Source organism: Geobacter hydrogenophilus (assembly GCF_018501225.1).
Lineage (GTDB): Bacteria > Desulfobacterota > Desulfuromonadia > Geobacterales > Geobacteraceae > Geobacter > Geobacter hydrogenophilus.
Window position 1 is genome coordinate 82,660 of sequence record NZ_JAHCZI010000003.1, and the last position, 24,927, is coordinate 107,586.

Below are 24,927 nucleotides of genomic sequence, written 5' to 3' on the forward strand. Positions count from 1 at the left end.
GAGATTTCCTTGCCTGTTCAACCCGTTTCACCCGAGATTATCACCACCCCCGACGGGGTCTGCCGCCTTGCCGACCGCCTCTCCCGGGAGCCCTATGTGGCCTGCGACCTGGAGGCGGATTCCATGCACCACTACCAGGAGAAGGTCTGCCTGATCCAGTTCGCGGTGCCGGGGCTTGCCACCATCGTGGACCCTCTGGCCGTTGCCGACCTGGCCCCCCTGGCGCCGGTCTTTGCCAATCCCTCCATCCGCAAGGTATTCCACGGGGCCGACTACGACATCCGGTCCCTGCACCGGGACTTCGGTATCGAGGTGAACAACCTCTTCGACACCATGATCGCGTGCCAGTTCTTGGGGGAGCGGGAGTTCGGCCTGGCGGCGGTGCTCAGGAAACGTTTCGGCGTGGAGCTGGACAAGCAGTACCAGCGGGCCGACTGGAGCCGGCGCCCCTTGACGGCGGGGATGATCGAGTACGCGGTGAAGGATACGACGCTCCTCATCGAGCTCTGCGGGCGGCTTGAAGCGGAACTCCGGGAGAAGGGGCGTAGCGGCTGGGTGGAGGAGGAGTGTGCCCTCCTGGCGCGGGTGCGGGTGGCCCAGCGTTCCGACGACGAGCCGATGTTCCTCCGCTTCAAGGGAGCCTCGCGGATGGCTTCCCGGTCCCTGGCGGTGCTGGAAGAAATCCTTCGCTTCCGGGATCGGCGGGCGCAACAGATGGACGTCCCTCCCTTCAAGGTGCTGGGCACGGAAACGGTCCGGGAACTGGCCGAGAAGAAGCCCCGATCCCTTGCCGAGTTGACCGGCATTACGGGCATCACGGAACGGGTGGTGGAGCGGTGCGGCGAGGGGGTAGTGCGGGCCGTGGAGAAGGGGCTGGCGGTGCCGGAGCAGGAGCTCCCCTCCTTTCCCCGGGAGGAGCGGCGGAAGGTGGGGGGGGACGAGGAGCGGCGCATCAAGGCTCTCAAGGGGTGGCGTGAGGATAAGGCCCGGCGGTTCGCCGTGGAGCCCGGTTTCCTGGCCAACAACGCCCTTTTGGAGCAGATTGCCCTGACCTTTCCCCGGTCGGAGAAGGAGTTGGAGGGGATCGCCGGTCTTCGTCCGTGGCAGCGCCGGGAGTTCGGTGCCGAGATGGTGGCGACCCTTCAGGCCAGGCGCTAGAGCAGAGGGGTGGAGAAAATGAGAACGGCACGGCGGAGAGGATAGTTCCTGCTCCGCCGTGCCGTTTTTTTATGTGTGTTGTAACGCCGCTGTTACGGCTTGTTCGGCTCCCCGAAGAGGGAGTCGAACTCGGCGGGGGAGAATCCATCCAGCTCCACCTGGGGGCCCTTGGGCGGTGGGGATGGCTGCTTCGACGCGTCCTCCTCCCAACTGAAGCTTTCCAGGTCGAGCCCACCGGCTTCCTGGGGAGCGGGGGGAGGAGCCTCGCTCTCCCCCTCGCCGAAGCCGCCGAATACGTTGGCAGGGGTCTCCCAGGCGGACTCCAGTTCGGGTGTGGCAGCCGGGGCTGCTGCCGCCGCAGTCTCTTCGCTGCTGTCGCCGGTCTCCAGGAGGGACGCGAACCCGTCGTCATCAGCCGGCTTAGAACCGAAAAGGGGCGGTGGGGCCGCCGAGGCATCGGCAGCCGGTTCATCGAAGGAGAAATCGGGGAGGTCTGCCTCTTTCGCGGCTGGGGGAACCGGCGGGGCAGCCGCACTGGTGGGTTCCAGGTCGAAGGAGACGGGTGCGGGCGCCGCCTGTGCCGCCGGTGGCGGAGCGGCGAAGTCCAGGTCCATGGAGGGGAAGATGTCGTCTCCCTGCTTGATTGGAGGGGGAACAGGAGCTGCCGTGGCGGCTGGCTCGTCCCAGGTGAAGTTCTCATCGGCGGCTGCCGGGGGAGCAGCTACAGCTGCTGCGACCGTCGCCGCCGCAACGGCCGGTGCTGCCGCAGCGGCGGCGAGGGAAATCACCGGGGAGTGGATGCCGTGGGCCTGCTTGAAGCCGCTCAGGTCGGTCTTGCACTTCTTGCAGCTGTCGAGATATTCGAAACTGTTGTACCCGCACTTGGGACACTTCATGGTTGCTGCTCCTTTGTGCGGCACAACACGCTGGTGGCCGGCCGCTATGACGTGAGTGACGATCCGGGGCCTTCTTCGGGATTTTCTCCCTCTCCCAGGTCGCCGTAGAGGTACTGCAGAATTGCCAGGAGGGCGATTCCCGCTGTTTCGGTTCGGAGGATGCGCCTGCCGAGGGTCACGGGGATGAAGCCCGCCCGTCGGGCCGTTTCCGCCTCCTCCGTCGTGAGCCCCCCCTCGGGGCCGACGATGACGGCGATGCGTGCGGGCCGGGGCCGGGCTTTAATGGCCCCCTTGAGGGTCGTGGCCCGCTCCTCTTCCCAGAGGAGCAGCTTCAGGTCGTGGTCTCCCCCCCGGATGGCACCCTCCATTCCCTGGGCCAAGCGAACTGTCGGAAGGTCGGGACGTCCCGCCTGGCGGGCCGCTTCGGCGGCTATCCGCTGCCAGCGCCGCAGCCGTTCATCCTGCCGGTCGGCCGGGATACGGGAAACCGACCGGTCCGCCTGGAAGGGGACCACCGCGCTTACCCCGAGTTCAGTCCCTTTTTGCAAGATGAGTTCCATCTTTTCTCCCTTGGGGAGTCCCTGGATGAGGGTGATTTGCAGTGACCCGCTGGCGGGGGCCACAGCATGGCGCTCCTCCACGGCTACGGTGAGATGGTCGCGGCCGATCTCCCGAATGATTCCCGCGCATTCGGCCCCGTGGCCATCAGCCAGTCTGACGCGGGTGTCAATTTTCAGGCGCAGGACCTTCACCATGTGACGGAAAAGGTCCCCCTCGATCCGCACCGACTCTCCGGCGAGGTCGGCGCCGGGGGCCATGAAGCGGCGGGCGCTCATTGTCCGGCCCGGTAGAGGAGGCAGCTCCACTCCCCCTCGCGGGTGGTTTCGGCAAGGGTAAGGCCGGTGGAGGCAAAGCCGTCAATGACATAGGACTCGCGCTCCACGAGGATTCCGGACAGGATCAGGAAGCCGCCGGGAGCGACCTTTGCCGTCAGGTCGGCCGCCATTCTCACCAGGTCCTCGGCAAGGATGTTGGCGAGGACCACGGCGAATTGCCCTGGGATATCCGCCAGGGGAGTGGTGACCAGTTCGGCGGTGACCCCGTTCATGGCGCAGTTTTCCCGGGCCACTGCCACGGCGTCGGGATCGATGTCGGTTCCCACGACGCGTTGCGCCCCCAGCTTGACGGCGGCCATGGCCAGGATTCCCGAGCCGGTCCCCACGTCGAGGACATCGCCGGCGGTGCCGAGCTTTTCCAGGGCCTCCAGGCAGAGTCGGGTGGTGGGATGGGTGCCGGTGCCGAAGGCCATCCCCGGGTCCAACTCGATGACAAGGTCGCCGGGCTCTGGCGAGAACGGCTCCCAGGTGGGCTTGATCACGAGTTTCCGGCCGATGCGGGTCGGTGCGAAGTGCTGGCGCCACCCCGTGGCCCAGTCCTCCTCCCTGATGGTGGTGACGGTGGGCGGGGCTGGAGCGGCGTCGCCGTAGGCGGGCGCGTGCTCCTGGATGAACCGGATCAGGGCGTCCAGCTTCCCCTCCAGTTCGTCGTCGGGGGTGAAGTAGGCCCGCACGGTCTTTACCGGCGCCTCGTCCATGGTGTCGAGGGAAAAGGTGTCCAGCTCCAGGTTGTCGATGCTCACTCCGTTGCCGGAGAGTTCCACGAGGAAGTCGGCCAGAAGGTCGACCATTGCCGCGGGGACCTCGCAGGCGACTTCGGCCCAGGTTTTGTCCATGGATGCTCCTCGGGGTTGCGTTTGGATTGATTCAGGCAAGGTGGGCCAACGTAGCAAAACTAAAGGGCTTTGACAATAAAAACCTTGACAAACACCCGTCTCTGGGGTTGAATTTCATTAAAATAAATTCGGGGTGGCCGTGATGGATCTGGATCGAATCAAGGGGGAGATTGTCGCCTTTGTTGAGGGGCGGAAGAGCGAATTTGCTGCTATTGCGGAGGATCTCTACCTCCATCCCGAGACCGGCCTGAACGAGGTGCGGAGTTCGGCCCTCCTGGCCGATTTCCTGGAGCGGGAGGGGTTCCGGGTGGAGCGGGGTATTGCCGGGCTCCCCACGGCGTTCCGGGCCGAGACGGGCGAGGGGGGGCCGGTCATTGCCCTCATGGCCGAGATGGACGCCCTCCCGGTCATGGGCCATGCCTGCGGCCACAACGTGATCGCCGCCGCGGCCGTCGGGGCTGCCACGGCACTGCGCTCCATTCTTCCTCCGGAGGCTGCCCGGATCGTCGTCCTCGGCACCCCCGCCGAGGAAATGGGAATCGGGAAGGTGGACATGATCGCCAACGGCGCCTTCGACGGGGTCGAGTTCGCCCTGATGGTGCATCCGTCCTCGCGGCGGTACGTGATCAAGCACTACCTGGGGCTCGCCAGGGTTCGCTTAACCTTTTTCGGCAAACCGGCCCATGCCGCCGCCTACCCGGAAGAGGGTATCAACGCCCTCGACGGTGTCATCCAGACCTTCAACGGGATCAGCGCCCTGCGCCAGCAGCTCCGCCAGGACGTGCGGGTCCACGGGATCATCACCGAGGGGGGCGTTGCCCCCAACATCATTCCGGAGCGGGCCTCGGCCCATTTTTATGTCCGGGCCGACGATCTGGCGGAGTTGGAGCGGGCGAAGGCACGGGTTATCGCATGCGCCGAAGGGGCCGCCCTGGCCACCGGGTGCCGGCTCCAGGTGGACGCGGATCCCCGGATCATGGCCCCCCTCAAGGTGAACCGGATCTTCTCCGACCTCTACTCGGCCCAGTTGGCGTATTTGGGACTTCAGGAATCGGAGAACCAGCCCGATAAGAACAAGGGGTCGTCGGACATCGGCAACGTCTCCCAGATCGTGCCGACCATCCACCCCCATGTCCCCATTGGCGATGGCATCAATATCCACAGCGAGGCATTCGCCCGGGCCACGGTCTCCGGGAAGGGAAAGGCCGCCGTGGCGGAGGGGGCCACGGCCTTGGCACTGACCGCGGCGGAACTGGCCGCTCGTCCGGATATCCGTGAAGAAATCTGGCGGGAATTTCGCTCATGAGAATTCTGCCATTGCCATGGTGAGAATACATGGTATATAGTATTTAATGAAAATGCTGGCGACGCGAATAGGACGGTCATGAACGGATCAATGCGGCATATCTACCTTTTTTCCGACGCCACGGGGGAAACCGTGGAGCGGGTGCTGCGCGCCGCCCTCTCCCAGTTTCGCGACGTGGAGGCCCGCATCCACCGGATGAGCAAGATCAGGACCCGGGAGGATGTCCTCGCCGCCCTGGAGGAGGTTCTCAAGGAGCCGGGGATTGTTATCTATACCCTCGTTGACACCGAATTGGCGCAACTGCTCCGGGACGAGGCCGAGGCCCACGGTCTGGACGCCCTGGACCTCATCAGCTCGCTTCTCTTCAAACTGTCGGCTTTTTTCGGCGTTGCCCCCCAGAATGAGCCGGGACTCCTGTACGAGCTCAACTCCGAGTACCACAAGCGGGTCGAGGCGGTTGACTTCACGGTGAAGCACGACGATGGCCAGGATCCCCGGGGGCTCAGCAAGGCCGATTTCGTGCTGGTGGGGGTCTCCCGTTCCTCCAAGACCCCCCTCTCCATGTATCTGGCCCACAAGGGGTACAAGGTGGCCAACGTCCCCCTGGTAAAGGGGATCGATCCCCCTCCCGAGCTCTTCAAGGTGGATCAGAACAAGATCGTGGGGCTTCTCATCGATCCCCACCGGCTTCTGGAGATACGGTCGGCGCGGCTCAAGAACCTGGGGCAGATGTCCAGGGGAAGCTACGCCGACTACGAAAAGATCGAGGAAGAACTCAACTCCTGCCGCCAGCTTTACCGGCGCAACCCCCAGTGGCTCATTATCGACGTGACGAAACGATCGGTGGAAGAGTCGGCGGCGGAAATAATCCAGAAACTCTGCAGCTAGAAACCATGAGTCCGCAGCATCGGAAAACAGAGAAAGGGAGGTGCAGACAATGAAGATTCTCGTGGTAGAGGACGAAAAGAAGGTTTCGAGCTTCATAAAGCGCGGTCTTGAGGAGGAGCGGTACGAGGTTGAGGCTGCCTTCAACGGTGAGGACGGTCTCAAGATGGCCCTGGAGAAAGGGTTTGACCTGATTATCCTCGATGTTATGCTCCCCAAGAAGGACGGACTGAGCGTGGTGCGGGAACTGCGGGAGAGGAAAAACGCAACGCCGGTTCTCATGCTGACCGCCAAGGATTCCGTTGAGGACATCGTGGCAGGGCTCGATTCCGGTTCCGACGATTACCTGACGAAACCTTTCGCCTTTGCCGAGCTCCTGGCCCGGGTGCGGGCGCTGGTGCGGCGCAGCGAGCAGGACCGGGGCGCCGAGATCCGCTTCGCCGACCTGCGGCTCGATCCGGTCACCCACAAGGTGTGGCGCAAGGACAAGGAGATCGACCTGACCGCCAAGGAGTACTCGCTGCTGGAATACTTCATGCGGAACCCGAACCAGGTCCTGACCCGGACCATGATCGCCGAGCACGTCTGGGACTACACCTTCGACAGTTTCACCAACATCATCGATGTGTATGTGAACTACCTGCGGAAGAAGATCGACCGCGAGGCCGACAAGAAGCTGATCCACACGGTACGGGGCGTGGGCTACATTCTGAAGGAAGAGGAGTGACCCGTTGTTCTTCCGGTCGATCCGCTTTTCCCTTACCCTCTGGTATGCGGTCACCCTGGCGGTCATCCTCGTTCTGTTCAGCTCGTTCATCTACCTTATCCTGCAGAACCAGCTCACCAAGGAGATCGACCGGGAGCTTCTGACCGTTGCCGAGGCCGTGGCGAGCCCGACGCTGGAGCCCTTCCGGCGTGCGGGCCCGTCGGTCTTCGACCAGGTTCTGGAGGACTTCATCGGCACCCGTCTGACCGGCAAGTTCGTCCAGGTCCTCGACGGGGGAGGGCGGATCACCGCGTCGTCCAAGGGGGCCGAGGGGCTCCGGACCCCGCTTGGCAAGGGGGCTTCCCGCCGGGCATGGGCCGGTAAGGTAACCTACGAAACCAAGGTCAGCCTCGATCTCTATCCGGTCCGCACCATTACCTATCCGATCATGGATAACGGCAGGCTGCTGCAGATCGTCCAGGTCGGTACCTCCATGCGGGCCGCTGCCGAAACCCTCGACAAGGTTCTCGTCGTCTTTGCCGTTTCCATTCCCCTGGCGCTCATCCTCTGGAGCGTCGGGGGATGGTTCCTGGCGGGACGGGCGCTGAAACCGGTCGATTTCATCACCCGCAGTGCCCAGAAGATCACGGCCGAAAACCTGGGGCTGCGGCTTGAAGTGGTCAATCCCCAAGACGAGATCGGGCGTCTCGCGACAACCTTCAACGACACCCTTGAGCGCCTTGAGGACGCCTTCCGGCGGGTGAAGCAGTTCACCGGCGACGTCTCCCACGAGCTTCGGACCCCCCTCACCATTCTCCGGGGAGAGACCGAGGTGGGGCTGCGCTGGGCCCGGGAGCCGGAGGAGTTCCGGGAGCTTTTCCGGAGCAACCTGGAAGAGATCAACCGGATGTCGAAGATCATCGAGGCGCTCCTGGAGCTATCCCGGGCCGAAGAGGGGGGGCTCAAGCTGGAGCGTGCCCCCATTGAACTGGAGGACCTCCTGGGAGAGCTGGTCCAGCAGTCCCGCCTCATTGACCCGGAAAAGGGACTCAAGATTGCCTTCTCGGCCGTGACGCCGGTCACCGTCACGGGGGACTGGCTCCGGCTGCGTCAGGTATTCATGAACCTCCTCGACAACGCCGTCACCTATACCCCTGCCGGCGGAGAGGTGTCGGTGGTCCTCGACGCCAGCGGCGGATTTGCCCGGGTGACTGTCATCGACAGCGGTGTCGGCATCCCGGCCGATGACCTCCCCCATATCTTCGAGCGATTCTACCGGGTCGACAAAGCCCGAAACCGGGCCGACGGCGGCTGCGGTCTCGGTCTCTCTCTGGTTCGCACTATCACGGAGGCCCATGGCGGAAAGATCGACGTGGTGAGTGAGGTGGGGAAGGGGAGCGTCTTTACGGTGTATCTCCCCCTTCAGGGTACGGTCTGACGGAGCGCACTCTTCCATGGATCCCATCATCATTGCCGCGGCAACCAGTCTGGAGCTTTCCCTCCTCGTCCGGAGCATCGGCGCCCGCGAGGTCAGGAGAAAAAAAGGCTTTCGCGATACCTACCGGGGGACAGTCGGCGGCACCACGGTGCTTCTGGCCGTGACGGGGATCGGCAAGGCGAATACCGCATCGGCGCTCACCGCGCTTCTGGAGCGGTACACTCCACGGCTCCTCATCGATACCGGCTGCGCCGGAGCCTACGGCGGGAGCAGCCTGGCGGTGGGAGACCTGGCCGTGGCCTCGACTGAGGTCTATGGCGACGAGGGGGTTCTGACGCCGTCTGGCTGGGAATCCCTTGAGATCATCGGCATCCCGCAGCTGGAGCGGGGAGGGAGCCGTTTTTTCAACGAGTTTCCCCTGGCGCTTTTGCCGGCGGAGCGGGTCGTGCAGCTTGGCGCCGCGCTGGGGGTGCCGGTGCGGCGCGGAAGGTTTGTCACCGTATCCACCTGCAGCGGCATCACCGCCCGGGGAGACGAACTGTCCCGCCGCTTCAACGCTATCTGCGAGAACATGGAAGGAGCCGTGGCGGCCCACTTGGCGCTCAGGTACGGGATCGACTGCCTGGAGCTCCGCGGCATCAGCAATATGGTGGAAGACCGGGACCTCTCCGGCTGGAACATCCCCCTGGCGGTGGAGAGGGCCCAGCGCTTCATACTCAAATTCCTGGAAACCTGCAATGACGACTGACACCGTTCCCCTTACCCTCGGGTTTTCACCCTGCCCCAACGACACCTACATCTTTCATGCTCTGGTCCACGGCCTGGTCGACACGGGGGGGCTCGCCTTCCGGGAGCGGCTTGAGGACGTGGAGACCCTGAACCGCCTCGCCCTGGAAGGGGCTCTGGACGTGAGCAAGGTCTCCTACCATGCCCTCGGATTTCTCCGGGACGAGTATGTGCTCCTGCGGTCAGGGGGTGCCCTGGGGCGGGGGTGCGGACCCCTGGTCGTGACACGAGGGGCAGCGTCCATGGCTGAGTTGCGCGGCAAGCCCATCGCCGTCCCCGGGCGCTACACCACCGCCGTGCTCCTGCTGCGCCTCTTCGACCCATCCCTCGACAACCTCGTCTATCTCCCGTTCCACGAGATCATGGGGGCCGTGGCCAGGGGCGAGGTGGCCGCCGGGGTCATCATCCACGAATCCCGCTTCACCTTTCCGGAGTACGGCCTCACGAAGCTCCTCGACCTGGGGGAGTGGTGGGAGGGGGAAACCGGCTGCCCCATCCCCCTGGGAGGGATCGTGGCCCGCCGCTCCCTCGGCCGGGAAGCCGTTGCCGCCATCGACAGGGCTCTTCGGGCGAGCGTGGTCCATGCCCGGACCAATCCCGGCGCTGCTGCCGGTTACATCCGGGCCCATTCCCAGGAGATGAGCGATGAGATCTGCGCCGCCCACATCGATCTCTATGTGAATGATTTTTCCCTCCAACTCGGTCCCGAAGGGGAGGGGGCCGTGGCCACGCTCCTCCAAAGGGCCGAGGCTTCGGGGATCATTCCCCGTTCCACGGCACCCCTTTTCGAAGTCTGATAACTTGTTGAAATATCGGGATATTATCTTTGTGGTGTGCTCTTTTTTCTTGACCTGGATTCCCCGTCTGTGCTATTAAAGCGCCTCGCCCAGAAGGAGGTGCCTATTGGTATCTGTTTACCGGAAGGGGCGTCTGGCCATCCTGATCATTCTTTGCCAGGCGTTCTTCCAGATCCAGACACTGTCCTTGCAAGCAGATGAAATTGCAGCAAAGGCAACAACGGAGGGGGTCGCATCAGCGACCACGAAAGCGGATGAGGGGGTCATAGGGACCGCCTCATACTATGCAAAGCGGTATAACGGAAGAAGAATGACATCGGGGAAGCGGTACAATCCGCAGGAGCTTACCGCCGCGCACCCCACCCTCCCTCTCGGAACCAAGGTCAAGGTGGTCAACGTGGCCAACAACCGGGAGGTGACGGTCACCATAACCGATCGCTGCCGGAAGAAAGTGTCGCATTTCATTGACCTTTCCCGGGCCGCGGCCAGGAAACTCGGCTTCCTCGGCAGGGGAACAACGGTAGTTCGGATTATCACCCTCGACGAAGCGGTATCCTGAAAAACAACATTTGGGCGAACAGTAGAAAAGGGTCGGCACCATGCCGACCCTTTTCTCGTTTTATATCCCCCTCGCGCGGTTACCGCGAGCTTGACGCCCCTGCCAGGCTTGCCAGAGGCAGAATGGTCACACCCTCCAGCTTCGGAGTGAGCGCCCCGTCGTCAACCGGAGCGTTTACCTCCGGTTCATCGAAGGATATTTTCACCTGAACCCCCTGGCGATCAGTGAGCTCAATAGTCGCGGGAAACGGGACCCCTCCCACCGACTGGTAGTCGCGGTAGACCGCCTCACTCCCTTCCGATGTCTTGCCTTGCAGGAGTCCCTCTCCGTCGTAGCGGGCAACGGTTGTGCGTCCCCCCGCATCGGTCCGTTCGACGGTTCCCGTGGTGCCGGGGGCGAAGAGAGGGTCCCCTTCCACCACCCACCGCATCATCCGCCATCCCTGAAGCCCTCCCTTTGCCGGAAGGTCCCCGAAGGAGCCCACATAAGCTATTCCCTTGGAAGGGACAAGGACCGTCACCGTATCGCCCTTGGCAAAGAATTCCAGGGCCGTGGTGCCGAAGGGGGTGAGCATGACCACGTGGAAGCGGTCGGGACGCCGGTAGAGGAGGTAGCCGGTGCCGCCGGTGCTCCCCTCGGGGCTTGTGACCGAAAGGGAGATTCCCGACGCCAGGGTCTCAACCGTGGCGCCGGGGATGAACGGTTCCTGGGGCTTCGGGGCCGTGGCACAACCGAGGGTGGTGAGGATTAGGATGGTAAGGAGGAATAAGAACGTGCATTGTGCGGGGAGTCGCCGGTGTTGCTTCCAATCGGTAACGGGCATCATCGTACTTTCGAAGGATAAGATGATCCCAGCTTACCTGAGTGAAATCACGGTTGTAAACTGATTTCTCGACGTACTCATTCCGGTATGCCATGGCGCGTGCCGGGGGCGTCGCAGATCGCCCTGTCATTGGGCCTTTTGCACGAGTTCTTCGAGGTGCCTCTCGATTTCATAACGGGCAGCAAGGCGGTGGCGCCATGCCTCCGATATCCCGGCAATGCCGTGGAACGCCCCGAGCCACGACCCGATCAGCGCCGCCCGTCCCGCGCTGTCGCCTCCGGCATTGGCCGTGTCGAGGACGGCGGCGGCAAAATCGACCGAATGCCGCAATGCACAGTGCACCGCTGCCGGGAAACTGGAGGCGAGGGGGCATGATTGGCCAAAGGCGAGGGTTGCGTCCCGCACGCTCAGGGTGAGCGATGCGCAGGCTTTCCGGATGCTGTTGGCCACCTCCGGGCCGAAGCCGGATCCACGCTCCATCTCCGTCGCGGCCCGGTGGAACGCCTCGTGCAAGTCGGTTCCGTTGAAAAGCTCCCGCAGGATCAGGGCATGGCACCTCATGTAGGCCACGGCCCGGTCGTTATTCTGGCAGACCCGCGTGGCGGTTTCAACCACCCGGAGCAGCGATGCGTCACGCCAATGGGCGATCACCACCGGGACAAGCCGTGTGGCGGTGGCTGGCTGGTCGTCATCGGCCCCGTCCTGGAAATCATAGGGCTCGCCGGGGTGCGTTTCGGTGAATGCCTGCCAGTGGGCAAGGGTATCCCTGGTGGCGTGGTCGAGATACCCCCGGTACGAATCGGAACTGAACAGTTCCACGAAGCGGCGGCCGAAATCCTGGGGATCGAAATGTCCCCTTTCAGCCACAGACCGCAGCATGACCAAGGCTCCGTCGCCGTAGTGGGTCAGTTCGCCGGAGCGTTTGCCCGTGTGGTAGTGGCCGTCTGCCGGCGTCTCGAACCCGACCACTCCCCCCTGAAACCGTCGTTGCAACTCTTCCAGTTCGTAGATCCAGTGGCTTCCGAGGCAGGCCGCGTCCCCCACGAACTGTCCCCAGACCGCCCCCCGAAACCGGTCGGCTACAGTCGGTACGCCTTTGGCCTCCCGGTGCTTTGCTGCCCCCTCTATGTCTCTTTTTTCCATTGTCGCACCTCCCCTATTGCTTGTAACGCACGGTTAGAGCTTTGGCGAATAACCTTTTCGGTATCTGTTATCAGCTCCATGACGGTTGTCAAGGTATCCACTGGGCTAATCAGTGTGGGGATATAGTCAGAGGGGCAGGAAGAAGGGGGTGATATATTCGGTATTTCGCATGTTCTGTTTTTCCCAGAAAGGGTATAATGAGGTCAAAGGTAGGTAGGGCACAAAGGAGGTAGCAAGCCATGAAAAAGATACTATTGATTCTGCTGGCCATGGCTCTTACAGCCCTGGCTCCGATGGGAAGGACGGCGTATGCTGCCGAGCATTCCCATACTGGTGCAGATAAGGGGGCAGCAACGGTCACGGCGCGGGCTGATTTGCAGGCGGGGTTGCGAGACCTGTGGATCGGTCATGTGTTCTGGGTGAGAAACGTCGCATTGACGACGAAATATGGGGACAGTACGGCCGCTGCAATAGCCGAAGGAAAGGTCGTTGAAAATGCGAAGGCCATTGCAGCCTCCATCGAGCCGTTTTACGGCAAACCGGCGTCCGACAAGCTGTTCGGCCTGCTTGCAGGGCACTACGGCGCGGTAAAGGCGTATATGACAGCGTCCTATGCGGGCGACAAGGCGGGCAAGGAGGCGGCAAAGGACAAGCTGGTCAAGAATGCCGATGAAATCGCGGCCTTCCTGAGCGGAGCAAACCCGTATCTCCCGAAGGAGACGCTCAAAACGCTCCTGTACGCCCATGGCGGCCACCACATGGTGCAGCTTGACGCTCTGGCCGGGAAGGACTTCGCACAAGAAGCCAAGGTCTGGGATGACATGAAAAACCACATGTACGTCATTGCCGATGCCCTGGCCGGCGGACTCGCGAAGCAGTTCCCGAAAATGATCCGATAATGGGGAGATGCCGGGTTGAAAAAAGAGGGGGTGGCTGTTTGTCCCTGAAGCAGTCATCCCCTCTTGTTGCGACCCGATGAGGCAATGATATCCATGGAAAAGACGCCAGAAACCAGCCGTGCCTGTGTGGGTTCGCCGCCGGGACAATTGCTGCTGGGCATCCGCCAGTTCAACAGGGAGGAGTGGTTTGAGTGCCATGAGACGTTGGAAGCCCTCTGGCTCAAGGAAACGGGAGACGTGCGAAATTTTTACCAGGGGATCATCCAGATCGCCATCGCGCTTCATCACTGGCGAAACGGCAACTTTGGCGGGTCGTTGAGCCTCTTGGCCGGCGGCAGAGGCTATTTGCTCCGCGTGCCGGAGGTCTGCCTGTGGGTTGATGTGGCAGAGCTCATCGCCCAAGCTGACCGAGTGAGCTCTGCACTGGAACGGCTCGGCAAGGAGAGAATGGGGGAACTGGACCCGGCGCTCATCCCTCGTTTGCAGACGGTAGAGGTACCAGAGTAACCCCCCCGCCTCTCCGTCTTATCGGGTGGCTACTGGAGGAGCGGTTTCGCCAGAGCTCCCCGCACCGGCAGCTGGTAGTGGCCGGGGGTAACAAGGTACTTTGAGAGGAGAACGAAGACCAGCTTCTGCCGGTCGAGAAAGGCCGGCTGAGGCATCAATTCCAGGGTCAGGTTGAGGGGAGATGCGCCGAGAGGAGTGGCGAGGGGGATGTCCCCCTTGAGGCGGATGTAGAGGTCCGCCCCCTGGAGGGTGAAGCTGTCGAGGGTGGCCCGGCCGGAGGCCATGCGGACCATTCCCCGGACCGTGTCGTAGGCGGCATCGGGAAGAGGGGTGCCGCCGATGGCCACCCCGCGGATATCGGCCCCCTTGACCTCTAGGCGGAGTTGCCCGGCGGTCCGGGGCCCCGACCCCGTGACGGAGGCATCCACCGCCAGGAGCCCCTTCACCTCGGCGCCGGCAACGGTCTTGAAAAAGGGGATATCCTCAAGCCGGACGTTCCGTGCTTCAAGGGTTCCCTTTCCGCCATTGCGGGGGAGGTAGGAGCCGCTCACATGGCCTGGCCCCACAGCGGCGTCCATGGTGACGACCGCTTTTCCGGTCAGGAGGGGGAGGAGGGCGAGCCGCGCCGTGACCCGGTCGAAGCGCAGGACCGGCCCCTCATCGGTGGCAATGGTGACGCCTTTGGCCGAGATCCCCAGGGGGAAGGCCTTGCCGAAGCGGGCAGCGTGGAAGGTGTACCCCTCCCGCGCCAGAAGCCGAGACGCGATCCCTTCAAGCTCCCGGGAGGGGATGAGGATCACCGTGAAGGCGACGGTCATGAGGATACCTGCCACGATGGCGGCACCCCAGCGGAGGGGACGGTTGAGGGTCATCGGGCACCCGGGGCCTGCCGCAGGAGCGCCACGGTGAGGGTCAGGTCAAGGCGGGAGGGGTCGTCGAAGCGGGTCCGGAGGAGGGCCTTTTTCACGATGACCGGCCTGGCGCCCTTTTCGAGCCGATGGAGGAGGTTCACCGCCTCGTTGGCGGTGAGCCCTTCGATCTTCACCTCGGCGGCGTCTTCCATGAAGCCTCCCCGCTCCTCCCCCTTCATGGGGGTGACGCGGGTCGATTTCCCCTTGATTCCGGTTTCTTCCACGATCTTCGCCGGGGTCTCTTCGCCGCGTGTGGCCGCCAGGCGGTTGGTGAACCGCTGGGAGACCGCCCGGGCCTCGCGAACGTTATTCCTGAGTCCCATCATCTCCACCAGGTCTGCCTCCCGACGGACCCGTTTTTTCTCCAAAAGGGCGATCCGGTCGTAGATGGCTGAAAAGGCCACGGCCAGGGCCAGCAGCGCAATGAGGGCGTATCCCCAGCGGAGGCGGGTCTTGCTGTCCATGGCCCCATAGGCGCCGCGGATGCGGTCGAACGCGGTCATTGGCCCCCCTCCTTCATGGTACCCCGAAGGGTGAACGTGACAGTGCCGTCCGGCTTCGAGGTTATCTGGCCCACCTCGGCGGGAGCAAGCATGGCTGCCAGGCGGCTCTTGAAGTCGTTGACCGCCTGGGTCGAGCGGGCGTCACCCTTGAGTCGCACCTGGCCTCCGTCGATCTCCACCTCGTAGAGGCCGAGGATGTCGTCACCCTTGGCGTCTGCCAGGCGGTTGAGGGTCTCCAGCACCCGGCTCTTCCCACCGGATGCGCCCAGCTTGCGGAGTTCGGCCCGCATCTCCGCCGCCTCGTCCACTCCCTTCTTTCGTCCGGGGAATACCTCGCGATAGATGGCGCCGATGGAGGCGTCGAGGGATGCCAGATCGCGCTTCACGAGGAGATAGCGGATGCCGGCGTCGGCCGCCAGAAGCAGAAGGAGGAGCGCTGCCAGGGCGAGGGGGAGGCGGAGCCGGCGCAGTGCCTTTTTCCTCCCTTTTGTCCAGGCCAGGTCTCCGGCGCGGAAATCGACCGCATCTCCCCGGGCCATGGCCGTGGCCAAGGCCCAGGCGGAACCATGGCGGCGGGCCGCTCCTTCGTCGCCGCCAAAGGCTGCGGCAAGGCTCCCCTCAACCGGAAGGGGGGTGCCATCCCCCGTGGGCGATGCACCAAGGCGACAGGTCCGGTCCACGGTGATCCCCTTGCTTATTTCCAGAAGCTCCAGGGTGCGGGCGCACTCCTCCCCCTCGGTCAAGGCCCGGAAATAGAGGGGTTCCCTGTCCCGGAAGAGGGCCAGGGCCGACCCGTCGGTGAGGGCCACGGTCCCATGATCTCCCAAAGGGAGGAGTTCCGCCCAGTGGAGAGGGGCCGAGGAGAGGACCTCCGGTTCGGCCCCGGCCGCTGCCGTGGCCGAGATGCAGGCGGCAAGCTCCCGTTTCCTTCCCCAGAGGGCGAGGACCTCCTCCCCGGCAAGGGGGAGTCCGGCAAAGGCCAGCTCGTCGGTCTCCAGGGCCGTTTCCCCCCTGAGTTCCAGGGGGAGCACCTCCCGCAGTTTCTTCCGGTCCCGGATGGGGAGCCCCATCTCCCGCATGAAGAGGCGGGCCAGGGGGAGGGAAAGGGCGATTCGGGAGTCGTTGCCGGCAGGGGGGAGCTCCCGAAGGGCTTCGGCCAGTTCGGTTTCGGTTGTTGCGGGACGGCTGTCGGCCCCCTGGAAGAGGATCTCGCCGCGGCGTTCCAGGAACCGGCTTGCCACCAGCTCGGCGCCGGTCCATTCGAGAATCAGATAGGTCATCAATACTCTCTCCAGTAGAGATACTGCGGCTGCATTCCTTCGAGTCCCACTACCGCCTCGGTGATCCGGACCGCTTCGCCCACCGTGGCCCGCGAGACGAGCCGGTAGGTGGAACCCCTCACCCCCAGCTGCATGCCGGGTGCGTTGGCGATCCGGTCCATCCCCGGCACCGTGGAGAGCTCTCCGGTGCTGGCAAAGGGCGTCTGGCGGCGCCGCTCGATGATGGCCCGGGCCAGCTCTTCGGTCATGTCGTCGTGGAGGGCCATGAGGACCGGGAGCGGGGCGGTGTTGATGTCGATGGCCCAGTCGGCGCCGTAGACGGTGGCATAGGGGCTCAATTTCTGAACGATGGCCGGCGTGAAGCCCCGGACGAGTCCCAGTTCCCCGAAGGTTTGCATGGGGCCGTTGCGGGGAAGATACGGAGCGGACAGCGCCTGGTAGTAGGGGGCCTCGGCGCCGTCGGGGCGGGGATCCTGATCCGCATCCACCCAGTCTGCCACAGCGTCGCTGATCCCTTCGGGGAGCCCCTGGAGCCGCAGCAGCCGCCGCCTGGCCTGGTCGTGGAATTCGGAGACGGCGTTCAGGTTGAGCTTGCCGTTCTCCTCCTCGATGGTAACGGAGACCTTCCCCTTTTCGTCTTCCAGTTCCTGCGGTATTTCCAGGACTTGGAGCAGGGCCGTGTTGTCCCCGCTCTGACGCAGGCTTCGAATGAGGGCGATCCCTCCCTTTACTCCACTATCGGCCATGAGGCTTGCCTGCTGGAGGTTCACGAAGTTGCGCTGCAGGGACGTATCCACGTAGACGCCGTGGATGAATTCGACGGCCACCACCACCAGCAGGGCGGTCACCACCAGGGTCAGGACAAGGGCGAATCCCTGTTCTTGGCGGAGTGTTCTCATCGCAGCCTCGGCTTGGCCGTGACGGAATAGTCGGCGGTCTTCTCCCCGTCCCTGACGGTGAGGGTGATCCGCACCCGCTCCGGGAGCTTGGGAGAAAGCTCCGTGTTCCAGGTCCGCACCCACTTGCCGCTGTCGTAGCACTCCACGAGGAACCCCTCGATCTCGTCCATCTGGGGATAGGGGATCGGTTTCATGCTCCCGAAGAGGTCCGTGGCCTCCCGGTTGAGGCTGAGCCGCTTCTCCTTCTCCTTTACCTCGTATTTCACCAGAACGAGGTCCGAGGCGGGACGATCCTCCGTCGATGGCGGAGCAACGGTCACCAGTTCCAGGGTGGAGGCAGGCTTGCCGAAGATGTCCCGGTCGTTTACCACGAAGCGGAGCCGCTTGTCGTTGGTCCGGTAGAAGGCCCCGTCGATCTCCCGCCGGAGGAGGTCGAGGGTTCCCCGGAGTTCCCGGCGTTGCTCCCCCCCTTCCTCCGCCCGCTCCCTGGCCCGCAGCACGGTAAAGTAGCTGGAGTAGAGGGCGCCGGCCACGATGACGAGGAGGAGCATCGCCACCAGCACTTCCAGGAGGGTGAAGCCGCTGTTCCCACGCACGGTTCGAGTCATTCTAGGGGGCCAGGTACCGGACAAGGGCAACGCTCCGCTTCTTGTTGTCCCACGACACGACAAGGGTCATCCGGCGCAGGCTCTCCAACTCCGTGGGTGTCGCGGTCATCTCCCAACTGTATTCGGGGCGCGCAGGGGCAAAGGTCCCTTCCCTTTTTTCCGGGAGATCCCTTTCCTCTTCCAGATCGGACAGCTTCTGCCGCGCCAGGAGGACGGCCACGGTTTCCCGCCGGTCCCGCTCAACGATGGAGAGGTGGTAGTTCACCGCTCCGATGACGGTGAAGACGACGCCTGCCATGATGGCAAGGGCGACCATGACCTCCAGGAGGGTGAATCCCCCCGCGTCGCCGACTGGCGGGGTGGGGCGCCGCATCACTGGGGTTCCTCCACGTATCCCTCGGAAACCGTCACCTTCCCGGAGGGGTAGGCCATGACCGTCATGGCGGCATCGTCCTCTCCTCTCAGGTGGATTGCAGTGAAGTCGCCGAGACCGGCCATGTCGAACCGCAGCACTACCTCACCGGTCGTCACCTTCCCCCCACGGGAAGTCGTCACGTCGGCCACGGTGACCCCTTCGGCCGGAAGCGGCCGGTCGAGAAAACTTTCTCCCGTCGATCCTTCCGTGCCATCGGCAAGAAGGCGGGTTACCCGGACCGTGCCGGTGCCGGGTTCAAGCCGGATCCGGTGGGGGGTCTTGCCCGTAATGGCCCGGTCCTGCACATAGCGGATCGTGGCCGCCAGCTGCCGGGCCGAGCGGTTGAGCTCCAGGGCATGGCTCACGGTGAGCCGGGGTAGGGCGATTACCGCAACCAGACCGAGGAGGGCGATCACCACCAGAAGCTCCATGAGCGTGAAGCCCCGGCATGAGGGGCGCCGGTTACTGGAGGTTCCAGCTCTCGATGTCGGCATTCTTTCCTTCGCCCCCCTTCACGCCGTCGGCGCCAAGGGAGTAGAGGTCGTAGTCGCCGTGCTCCCCCGGGGAGAGATAGGCGAAATCGTTCCCCCAGGGATCCTTGGGAACCTTCTTGCTCTCCAGATACCCTTCGGCCTTGTAGTTCTTGGGGATCTGCCCCACCGTCGGCTTCTCCACCAAGGCCGCCAGCCCCTGCTCCGTGGAGGGGAAGACGCCGTTGTCCAACTTGTAGAGCTTGAGGGCCGTCTCCAGATTTTTGATCTGTACCTTGGCGTCGGCGATCTTGGCATCGTCGGAGCGGCCGATGATCTTCGGCGCCACGAGGGCCGCCAGGAGCGCCAGGATGGCGATGACCACCATGATCTCGATGAGAGTGAAGCCGCGGTTGTTCATGGGTTTCCGGTTCATTGGGGAAGCCCTCCTGTCAGGATTATCGGACCAGTTGGTTCAATTCGAAGATGGGGAGGAGCACTGCCAGGACCACGAGCCCCACGGCAAGCCCCATGGCGAGCACCAGGAGGGGCTCCAGCAGCGCCATGAGCCCCGAAACAGCGGTGTCGAACTCCCGCTCGAAGGCATTCCCCGCCTTTGCCAGCATCTCTTCCAGCTCTCCCCCCTTTTCTCCCACCGCCACCATGTGGACCAGGAGCGGCGGAAAGAGCGCCCCCTTGCGGAGGGCCCCCGAGAGGTTCCCTCCCTCGGCCAGTTCCGTCGCGATGCCGTGGAGGGCTCCCCGGTAGACCCGGTTCACCAGGACCTGGGCGGTGATCTCCAGTGCCTTGATGACCGGCACGCCGCTGGCCAGTAGAAGCCCTAGGACCTTGGCGAAGCGGGAGAGGATCAGGTGCCGGGTGAGCCCCCCCACCACGGGGAGCCCCAGGAGCCAGCGGTCCCGCCGGAGTCGGAACCCTTCCTGGGTTGCGAGGCGGCGGTAGAGGAACACTCCGCCGGCGGCGAGCCCCAGAAGTGCCCACCAGAAGTGGCGCAGGAAGGCGCTCGTCTTGATGAGCGCAATGGTGATAAGGGGAAGGGCAGCCTTGTTGTCCTCGAAGATGGTGACGATCTTGGGGATGACGAAGGTCAGGAGAAAGAGCATCACCCCTCCACCCACGACGATCATGAGGAGCGGGTAGGCGAGGGACGCCGTCACCTTGCTCCGGATGGCCCTTTGCTCCTCCAGGAAGAGGGCGAGCTTTTCCAGCACCGTTTCGAGGGAACCGCTTGCCTCGCCCGCCGCCACCATGGCCACGTAGCTTTCGCTGAAAAGCCTCGGCTCCAGGGAGAGAGCCCGAGCGAGGCTCGCACCCTCGGCCAGCCGTTCCTTGATGCGGCCCAGGGCTTTTTTTAGCTCCCCCGGCTCCTCCTGCTCCCCGAGGGTGGTGACCGCCTCGAAGATCGGCACCTGGGAGCCCACAAGGGTTGCCAGCCGCCGTGTCACGAGGGCGATCTCCGCAAGGCCGGTGCGCCCCCCGAAGAGGCGGCGTCCCGGTGCCGCTCCCTCTTCTTCGGCCGGTGAGAGTTCCCGAGGAAAGAGGCCGTCCCGCTTGAGCCGCTGGCGGGCTTCCTTGAGGCTCTCCGCCTCCAGGGTGCCGACGGTGTCACGGCCTTCGGCCGTATAGGCGCTATACCGGAAGGTCGGCATACTCCTCCTGGGTCACCCGCAGGACCTCCTCGATGGTGGTGATGCCGGCCGCCGCCTTGGCGAGGCCGTCATCCCGCAGGGTCCGCATGCCGCGGGAGACGGCGTACTCCTTGATGGTCCCCGCCGGCTCCCGCCGGATGATCATGGAGCAGATCTCCCCGTCCACGGGGAGGAGTTCATAGATGCCGACCCGTCCCCAGGTGCCGAGACCGTAGCACTTCTCGCACCCCCGTCCCCGATAGAGGGTGGCGGGGAGGGTGATGCCGGCGTACTGGCGTTCCGGCGTATAGGGCTCCCGGCAGTGGGGGCAGATGCGGCGCACGAGGCGCTGGGCCAGGACCGCGGACAGGGACGACGCCACCATGAAGGGTTCGATCCCCATGTCCACGAGGCGTGCGATGGCCGTGGCCGAGTCGTTGGTGTGGAGGGTTGAGAGGACCAGGTGCCCCGTGAGGGAGGCCTGCATGGCGATCTCCGCCGTCTCGGCGTCCCGGATCTCCCCCACCATGACGATGTCCGGGTCCTGGCGGAGGATGGCCCGGAGCCCCTGGGCAAAGGTGAGGTCGATCTTGGGGTTAACCTGAATCTGGCCGATCCCCTTGATCTGGTACTCGATGGGGTCCTCGATGGTGATGATGTTCTTCTCGGGGGAGTTGAGGCGGTTCAGGGCCGCGTAGAGGGTGGTGGACTTGCCGCTTCCCGTGGGGCCGGTGACGAGGATGATGCCGCTGGTGCGCGAGAGGAGCCGTTCCATCGCCGCGATCCCCCGCTCTTCCATGCCGATGTCGGCCAGGGAGATGATCCCCTTCTGCTTGTCCAGGAGCCGGAGCACGGTCCGCTCGCCGAAGAAGGTGGGGATGATGGAGACCCGGATGTCCACGTCGCGCCCCGCCACGATGACCCGGATGCGGCCGTCCTGGGGGAGGCGCTTCTCGGCGATGTTGAGGCCGGCCATGATCTTCACCCGGGAGACCAGGGCCTCCTGCACCACCTTGGGGGGGGCGAGCTTTTTGTAGAGGATGCCGTCGATGCGAAACCGGACCTCCAGTTCCCGCTCGTAGGGCTCGATGTGGATGTCGCTGGCCCGCTCCTTAACCGCCTCGGAGAGGATGGAGTTGAGGAGCCGGATAACCGGGGCCTCGTCGGTCAGGTCCATGAGGTCCTTGGGCTCCGAGAGCTCGGTGGCGATGACGGAGAGGTCTTCTCCAACCAGCTCTTCCACCACCTCCTGGGCCGTGCTCCCGAGGCGGCCATAGAGGCGGTTCACCGCATCGAGGACCGCCTTTTGCGGCGCCGCCACCAGCTCCACCGGCAGACCGTAGACCCCGCGCACTTCGTCAACGGCGGCCAGGTCGGCCGGGTTCCCGGCCACCAGCATCAGTCTCCCGTCCCGCTCCCGCAGGGGGAGCACGAGCCGTCCCCGGGCGAAAGCGAGGGGAAGCCGGGCCAGGAGCGTTACGTCGGCCTCCCCTTCCTCGACTTCCGCCGTGAAAGGGATCCCGAGCCTTTCGGCTATGCGTTCCACGTCGTGGGTATCGGTCATTGCTTCGTCTTCAGTTCTTCCCGGTCGAGGCTGAAGGGGATATCCATCCTCACCGCGTTGTCGAACGTTCCCTTCTGAAGGTTCGACACCTCGGCCATTTCCTGGGCACCGCGGATAATCCGCGGGGTGAGGACGATCATCAGATTGGTCTTTTCCCGCCGGGCCGATTTGGTCTTGAAAAGCCACCCCAGGAGCGGGATGTCGCCGAGGATCGGGATCTTGTTGATTGTTTCGGTGTCGCGGTCCTGGATGAGTCCGCCGATGACCACGGTGTCCTTGTCCTTCACCACCACCGCGGTCTTGGCCGAGCGCTTGGTGGTGACCAGGTCCTTGGCCTGCCCCACGCTATCCTTGACGGCCGAGATCTCCTGGTAGATGTCGAGCTTCACGAATTCCCCCTCGCTGATCTGGGGGGTGATCCGGAGCGTGATGCCGGTGTCCTTCCGCTCGATGGACTGCTGGGAAAGGCCCGTGGAAGTGAGGTTTGTCTGGGTGAGGAACGGCACGTTCTCGCCCACGAAGATCTCGGCTTCCTTGTTGTCGGAGGTCATGATGTTGGGTGTGGAGAGGACGTTCACGGCGCCGTTGGAGATGAGAGCCTTGAGAACCCCTCCCAGTTGGAGGTTTGTCCCCTGTGATTGGGCAAATCCCTGGAGTACGTCGAAAATAAGGGCCTGTTGCGGAGAAGCACCCCCCACGAAGTTGAAGGGATCGAAGACTCCGGCTCCGGCCGTATTGCCGGCTGCCCCGCCGCCGCTCACGGCCAACTGGAGGCCCAGTTCCTTCGCCTTGTCGAGGGAGACTTCGGCAATGACCGCCTGTACGAATACCTGACGGCGCCGCTTGTCCAGTTTCTGGATCACCTGGAGGAGGTTCTGGTAGTCGACCGGCGAGGCCATGATCACCAGAGAGTTGGTGGCCTTGTCGGGGGTGACGGAGATCTTGCCCCCCTCGAAGGGGGACTGGGCAGGGGCCGCTGCGGGCGCTCCCCCCTGCTGGCCCGGGAGAGGGACACCTTTGATGATGCCGTCGAGGACTTTACCCACCTCGGTGGCATCGGCGTTCTCCAGGTAGTAAACGTTGATCTTGCTGCTTGAGGTTGGGGGAACAACGTCTATGAGGGCGACCAGCTTCTTGATGTCTTCCTTGTCGCGGTCGTTGCCGGAGATGACGAGGGCGTTGAGCCGGTTGTCGGGAATGACGAGCACGCCGGCGGCGGAAGTGGTCTGTTGCCCGCCTTGACCAGCGGCGGCCGGCCGGCTCCCCTTGCCGCCGAGCCACTCGCGGATCACCGTTGCCACGCTTTCGGCCGAGGCGTTCTTGAGGAAGATGGTTTCGGTTCCCTCGCGCTTCTGGAGGGAATCAACCTGGGCGAGGATGCCGGTCAGCTTCTGAATGTTCAGGGCAGAGTCCACCACCATGAGCATGTTGTTGGCGCCGAAGGCGGCGATGTAGCCATCCTTGGAAACGATGGGTTGGAGAAAGGTCACCGCCTCCTGGGCCGAGATCCTTTCAAGGGGGATGATCCTTGCCACGTAGGCGTCGCTCACCGGTCCCCGGTCCTTCTCCGTGAGAAGCTTCATCCCCGACTGCTTCGCCTGGGACGTCGGGATGATCTTGTAGACCTTTCCCGCCGGCACGATGGTGAATCCCTTCAGTTCCAGCACTGATGTGAAGACGTTGAAGGCTTCGTCGGAAGAAAGCTTCGAAGGGGAATAGACCGAGATCTTCCCCTTTACCCGCTCGTCCATGACGAAGTTCTTACCGGTGAGGTCACTGATGAACTTCACCATGGTGGCGATATCCACGTCGCTGAAGTTGAGAACCACCCCCTTGGCCATGGCCGGCACGGGGGCCAGGAGAGAGAGGAGAAGTGCCGCCGAGGCGAGCCTTGCTGAGAAGCGTATGATCACGAATGCCTCCGGGTGAAGCGTCTGCTGGTTCGGGATGGCCCGGACCTGGATTAGCGTATGTCGTAACTGAAGGTTGTCGGCTGTCCGTCCCGTACCAGATCGAGCTTGATCCGGTTCTGCCCCTTGAGGGAGGCAAGGGACTGGATAGCCCGTTCTGGCGAGTCAACGGGGAGATCGTTTATTTTGTGCAGCACATCGCCGTTCTTGATGCCTACCATGGCAAAGACCCCTGACGGTTTCACCTCCGACACGCGGAACCCCTCCACCTTGCCGTCCTTGACGCTGGGGAGAAGCCGGGCGTCGGTCATGGCCTGGCCGATGTTGTCGAGGGCCGCATTCAGGAGTCGTTGGTCGACGACGAAGGTCCCCGAGCCGGTTTGGGTCGCCCCGCCTGTCACGGCAGGCCCCTGGGGGGAAGGAGATGCTGGTGAGTCAGACGGCGTTGCCTGAGGCGTCAGCAATTTGACCCGTTTCCCGCCGGACAGAATCTCGACACTCTCCTTCTGGACGCTCACGAGGGGGCCCCGGTCGAAAACCTGGTCGCCGAGCCTGAAAACCCGCTCCTCGGGCGGCGTGGTACGCCTGATCAGGGCAAAGGTCTCACGGAATGAGCCCCGTACCGTGCCGACGAGGACAAGGTCTCCCTGGGCGGATGGCGGGCTGTTTCCCTTGGCAACTGGTGCTGTTGCTGTGAGGAGTGTCAATTTTCCCTGTGCAGCCCGCCCGAAGAGCCCCTTTTCAACAATGGGCGCATACGCTGACAGCGCCTCTGATTGGGCCGGTTTCATGGTGCTGTGGGTACGATTGACGGTGCTCGGAAGGGTATGGGACAGGCGATAGCCCACCAGGGCCGCCGCAATCCGAGCGAGTGCCAGTGAGTTCAGAATGAGGAGAAGAGCGGTTATGAAATAAAACTTTTTCATAATGCCTACTTAGCGCTGCCGAAAGTGAGGTTCATACTAATCAAGATGTTCAGGGCTGGCAAGCGAAAACACCGCCGGAGCGCTATCATCAGGAGACCCCCCATGTTGACAAACCGCCACCCCCTTATTACAGTTATCAGGTTAAATCCATTGTCGG

27 protein-coding genes are annotated in these 24,927 nt (G+C 63.7%); 10 read left to right on the forward strand and 17 right to left on the reverse strand.

Annotated elements, in window-relative coordinates:
• The first annotated feature begins 9 nt into the window (after positions 1–9).
• Entirely contained in the window at positions 10–1,158 is a 1,149-nt protein-coding gene (locus tag KI811_RS06310) for a ribonuclease D (RefSeq protein WP_214185626.1), read from the forward strand.
• A gap of 92 nt (positions 1,159–1,250) precedes the next feature.
• Here KI811_RS06310 and KI811_RS06315 read toward each other — a convergent pair whose 3' ends face one another.
• Genes KI811_RS06315 through prmA form a run of 3 tightly spaced genes read right to left on the reverse strand, consistent with a single transcriptional unit; the run spans position 1,251 to position 3,786 of the window.
• Complete coding sequence (locus tag KI811_RS06315; protein WP_214185627.1) at positions 1,251–2,054, reverse strand: hypothetical protein; 804 nt, start codon at positions 2,052–2,054, stop codon at positions 1,251–1,253.
• 44 nt (positions 2,055–2,098) lie between these two features.
• Positions 2,099–2,890: a 16S rRNA (uracil(1498)-N(3))-methyltransferase gene (locus KI811_RS06320; RefSeq protein ID WP_214185628.1), complete on the reverse strand. Its 792-nt coding sequence runs from the start codon at positions 2,888–2,890 to the stop codon at positions 2,099–2,101.
• On the reverse strand, positions 2,887–3,786 hold the full coding sequence (prmA, locus tag KI811_RS06325) for a 50S ribosomal protein L11 methyltransferase (RefSeq protein ID WP_214185629.1): 900 nt from the start codon (positions 3,784–3,786) through the stop codon (positions 2,887–2,889). Before prmA ends, KI811_RS06320 begins: the two co-directional genes overlap by 4 nt.
• A gap of 142 nt (positions 3,787–3,928) precedes the next feature.
• Here prmA and KI811_RS06330 point away from each other — a divergent pair, with 142 nt between their 5' ends.
• The 7 genes from KI811_RS06330 (at position 3,929) to KI811_RS06360 (ending at position 10,263) form a co-directional block, all read left to right on the forward strand.
• Positions 3,929–5,092 carry a M20 family metallopeptidase gene (locus KI811_RS06330; RefSeq protein ID WP_214185630.1) on the forward strand — a complete coding sequence of 388 codons (1,164 nt, stop codon included), beginning with the start codon at positions 3,929–3,931 and terminating at the stop codon, positions 5,090–5,092.
• A gap of 78 nt (positions 5,093–5,170) precedes the next feature.
• Positions 5,171–5,980 (forward strand): pyruvate, water dikinase regulatory protein, encoded by an 810-nt coding sequence (locus KI811_RS06335; protein ID WP_214185631.1) that lies wholly within the window; start codon positions 5,171–5,173, stop codon positions 5,978–5,980.
• Positions 5,981–6,029: 49 nt separating this feature from the next.
• The gene (locus KI811_RS06340) at positions 6,030–6,704 is read left to right on the forward strand and encodes a response regulator (protein WP_004512609.1); all 675 of its coding nucleotides are present in this window, start codon (positions 6,030–6,032) and stop codon (positions 6,702–6,704) included.
• A gap of 4 nt (positions 6,705–6,708) precedes the next feature.
• Positions 6,709–8,121 carry an ATP-binding protein gene (locus tag KI811_RS06345; RefSeq protein ID WP_214185632.1) on the forward strand — a complete coding sequence of 471 codons (1,413 nt, stop codon included), beginning with the start codon at positions 6,709–6,711 and terminating at the stop codon, positions 8,119–8,121.
• A 16-nt stretch (positions 8,122–8,137) separates the two neighbouring features.
• A complete protein-coding gene (mqnB, locus tag KI811_RS06350) occupies positions 8,138–8,869 on the forward strand; it encodes a futalosine hydrolase (RefSeq protein ID WP_214185633.1) in 732 nt (243 codons plus the stop codon).
• Positions 8,859–9,704, forward strand: coding sequence for a 1,4-dihydroxy-6-naphtoate synthase (locus KI811_RS06355; RefSeq protein WP_214185634.1), 846 nt, complete (start codon positions 8,859–8,861; stop codon positions 9,702–9,704). Before mqnB ends, KI811_RS06355 begins: the two co-directional genes overlap by 11 nt.
• 106 nt (positions 9,705–9,810) lie before the next feature.
• Complete coding sequence (locus KI811_RS06360) at positions 9,811–10,263, forward strand: septal ring lytic transglycosylase RlpA family protein (protein ID WP_214185635.1); 453 nt, start codon at positions 9,811–9,813, stop codon at positions 10,261–10,263.
• Positions 10,264–10,342: 79 nt separating this feature from the next.
• Here the strand turns inward: KI811_RS06360 and KI811_RS06365 are convergent, their stop codons facing one another.
• The gene (locus tag KI811_RS06365; RefSeq protein WP_214185636.1) at positions 10,343–11,086 is read right to left on the reverse strand and encodes an outer membrane lipoprotein LolB; all 744 of its coding nucleotides are present in this window, start codon (positions 11,084–11,086) and stop codon (positions 10,343–10,345) included.
• Positions 11,087–11,212: 126 nt separating this feature from the next.
• Entirely contained in the window at positions 11,213–12,229 is a 1,017-nt protein-coding gene (locus KI811_RS06370; RefSeq protein ID WP_214185637.1) for an ADP-ribosylglycohydrolase family protein, read from the reverse strand.
• Between the two features lie 239 nt (positions 12,230–12,468).
• On the opposite strand from KI811_RS06370, the gene KI811_RS06375 reads away from it, so the two are divergent.
• Positions 12,469–13,128: a hypothetical protein gene (locus KI811_RS06375; protein WP_214185638.1), complete on the forward strand. Its 660-nt coding sequence runs from the start codon at positions 12,469–12,471 to the stop codon at positions 13,126–13,128.
• 93 nt (positions 13,129–13,221) lie between these two features.
• Positions 13,222–13,635: a DUF309 domain-containing protein gene (locus KI811_RS06380; RefSeq protein WP_214185639.1), complete on the forward strand. Its 414-nt coding sequence runs from the start codon at positions 13,222–13,224 to the stop codon at positions 13,633–13,635.
• 29 nt (positions 13,636–13,664) lie between these two features.
• Here KI811_RS06380 and gspN read toward each other — a convergent pair whose 3' ends face one another.
• Genes gspN through gspC form a run of 12 tightly spaced genes read right to left on the reverse strand, consistent with a single transcriptional unit; the run spans position 13,665 to position 24,770 of the window.
• The gene (gene gspN / locus KI811_RS06385; RefSeq protein WP_214185640.1) at positions 13,665–14,507 is read right to left on the reverse strand and encodes a type II secretion system protein GspN; all 843 of its coding nucleotides are present in this window, start codon (positions 14,505–14,507) and stop codon (positions 13,665–13,667) included.
• Positions 14,504–15,049 (reverse strand): general secretion pathway protein GspM, encoded by a 546-nt coding sequence (locus KI811_RS06390; protein WP_214185641.1) that lies wholly within the window; start codon positions 15,047–15,049, stop codon positions 14,504–14,506. Before KI811_RS06390 ends, gspN begins: the two co-directional genes overlap by 4 nt.
• A complete protein-coding gene (gspL, locus tag KI811_RS06395) occupies positions 15,046–16,329 on the reverse strand; it encodes a type II secretion system protein GspL (RefSeq protein ID WP_214185642.1) in 1,284 nt (427 codons plus the stop codon). Before gspL ends, KI811_RS06390 begins: the two co-directional genes overlap by 4 nt.
• Positions 16,329–17,228, reverse strand: coding sequence for a type II secretion system minor pseudopilin GspK (gene gspK, locus KI811_RS06400; RefSeq protein ID WP_214185643.1), 900 nt, complete (start codon positions 17,226–17,228; stop codon positions 16,329–16,331). Before gspK ends, gspL begins: the two co-directional genes overlap by 1 nt.
• Entirely contained in the window at positions 17,225–17,836 is a 612-nt protein-coding gene (locus tag KI811_RS06405; protein WP_214185644.1) for a type II secretion system protein GspJ, read from the reverse strand. The genes gspK and KI811_RS06405 overlap by 4 nt, the downstream gene beginning before the upstream one ends.
• A gap of 1 nt (position 17,837) precedes the next feature.
• Positions 17,838–18,209, reverse strand: a complete 372-nt coding sequence (gene gspI, locus KI811_RS06410; protein ID WP_214185990.1) for a type II secretion system minor pseudopilin GspI — start codon at positions 18,207–18,209, stop codon at positions 17,838–17,840.
• Positions 18,209–18,745 carry a pilus assembly FimT family protein gene (locus KI811_RS06415; RefSeq protein ID WP_214185645.1) on the reverse strand — a complete coding sequence of 179 codons (537 nt, stop codon included), beginning with the start codon at positions 18,743–18,745 and terminating at the stop codon, positions 18,209–18,211. The genes gspI and KI811_RS06415 overlap by 1 nt, the downstream gene beginning before the upstream one ends.
• Complete coding sequence (gene gspG / locus KI811_RS06420) at positions 18,714–19,157, reverse strand: type II secretion system major pseudopilin GspG (RefSeq protein WP_214185646.1); 444 nt, start codon at positions 19,155–19,157, stop codon at positions 18,714–18,716. Before gspG ends, KI811_RS06415 begins: the two co-directional genes overlap by 32 nt.
• Positions 19,158–19,179: 22 nt before the next feature.
• Positions 19,180–20,391: a type II secretion system inner membrane protein GspF gene (gene gspF / locus KI811_RS06425; RefSeq protein WP_214185647.1), complete on the reverse strand. Its 1,212-nt coding sequence runs from the start codon at positions 20,389–20,391 to the stop codon at positions 19,180–19,182.
• Positions 20,372–21,934 carry a type II secretion system ATPase GspE gene (gene gspE, locus KI811_RS06430; protein WP_214185648.1) on the reverse strand — a complete coding sequence of 521 codons (1,563 nt, stop codon included), beginning with the start codon at positions 21,932–21,934 and terminating at the stop codon, positions 20,372–20,374. The genes gspF and gspE overlap by 20 nt, the downstream gene beginning before the upstream one ends.
• A complete protein-coding gene (gspD, locus tag KI811_RS06435; protein WP_214185649.1) occupies positions 21,931–23,847 on the reverse strand; it encodes a type II secretion system secretin GspD in 1,917 nt (638 codons plus the stop codon). The genes gspE and gspD overlap by 4 nt, the downstream gene beginning before the upstream one ends.
• 50 nt (positions 23,848–23,897) lie before the next feature.
• The gene (gspC, locus tag KI811_RS06440) at positions 23,898–24,770 is read right to left on the reverse strand and encodes a type II secretion system protein GspC (protein ID WP_214185650.1); all 873 of its coding nucleotides are present in this window, start codon (positions 24,768–24,770) and stop codon (positions 23,898–23,900) included.
• Positions 24,771–24,927: the final 157 nt, after the last annotated feature.